The following is a 508-nucleotide window of genomic DNA, read 5'->3' on the forward strand; positions in this document are numbered from 1 at the left end:
CTGCAGGGTGAAGGGTGCCATGAAGGTTAGAATTCGGCGGCGTAAAAGGAGTACTCGGCCTCCGCTCCCGCAACCGGATAGTTTCCTCTAAGGTCAAGCCACTGCTGTATCCGAGCTTTTGTTCCGGCAAGCGAAAGCTCGCCGATGGCGTTGCGTAAGGTTGGGTTGTTTGTTAGGAAGATGTCACGCTTCCACTCCCAGATGCATATTTCTGCGCTTGGCATTCCGGATGAGAGCGAGGCACCTGCGCCGAGCAGGAGAGCAATTCGGCGCCCCCTATTGACAGTAATTGCGCGCACAAATGCGTCGACGGGAAGCCTTGTGAGGGCTTCACTTCGCAAAACCGCGTCAAATTCGGCCTTCATCCCCCGTTGCCCCCGGCTTCAGTGGTGTTAGGATTTTGAGCCTATTGTAAAGACAAATACAAGCCGTAAACCGCTGTGGATGCGGCCACCAAGTAAAGAGCCTTGATTTTTTGGAGGTTATTTAGAATCAAGGGCTTACGGAG

Annotated in this window: 1 protein-coding gene; it reads right to left on the reverse strand. The window is 53.5% G+C overall.

From position 1 onward, the window contains the following. Positions 1 to 26: 26 nt before the first annotated feature. Positions 27 to 365, reverse strand: coding sequence for a hypothetical protein (locus J5M57_RS28100; RefSeq protein WP_144411718.1), 339 nt, complete (start codon positions 363 to 365; stop codon positions 27 to 29). Positions 366 to 508: the final 143 nt, after the last annotated feature.

Origin of the sequence: Pseudomonas sp. 86_A (assembly GCF_017491705.1) — a bacterium.
Classification (GTDB): domain Bacteria; phylum Pseudomonadota; class Gammaproteobacteria; order Pseudomonadales; family Pseudomonadaceae; genus Aquipseudomonas; species Aquipseudomonas koreensis.

Excerpts from the sequence above, each read along its gene's own strand:
- J5M57_RS28100 (WP_144411718.1), bottom strand. The coding sequence starts at position 365 with ATGAAGGCCGAATTTGACGCGGTTTTGCGAAGTGAAGCCCTCACAAGG.